At 69.0% G+C, this 467-nt stretch carries 1 protein-coding gene; it reads left to right on the forward strand.

The genetic code is table 11. The features are described 5' to 3' along the window. Positions 1-467: efflux RND transporter permease subunit (locus tag K9U40_RS23585; protein WP_282892489.1), on the forward strand; the 467-nt coding region annotated here is incomplete at both ends.

Below are 467 nucleotides of genomic sequence, written 5' to 3' on the forward strand. Positions count from 1 at the left end.
AAGCTGCAGATCGAGGACCGCGCCTCGCTGGGCTACGAGGCGATGGACGCGGCCGTGAAGGCCTTCATGGCGAAGGCCTACCAGACGCCGGAGCTGGCGGGCCTGTTCACGAGCTGGCAGGTGAACGTGCCGCAGCTGTTCGCGAACATCGACCGCACCCGTGCGCGCCAGCTCGGCGTGCCGGTGACGGACATCTTCGAGACGCTGCAGATCTACCTGGGCAGCCTGTACGCCAACGACTTCAACCAGTTCGGCCGCACCTACAGCGTGCGCGTGCAGGCCGATGCGGCCTACCGCGCGCGGGCGGAGGACGTCGGCCTGCTGAAGGTGCGCTCGGCCACGGGCGAGATGGTGCCGTTGTCGGCGCTCATGAAGATCGAGCCCAGCTTCGGTCCCGAGCGCGCGATGCGCTACAACGGCTTCCTGTCGGCCGACGTGAACGGCGGGCCCGCGCCCGGCTTCTCGTC

Source organism: Xanthobacter autotrophicus (assembly GCF_030015065.1).
Classification (GTDB): domain Bacteria; phylum Pseudomonadota; class Alphaproteobacteria; order Rhizobiales; family Xanthobacteraceae; genus Xanthobacter; species Xanthobacter autotrophicus_D.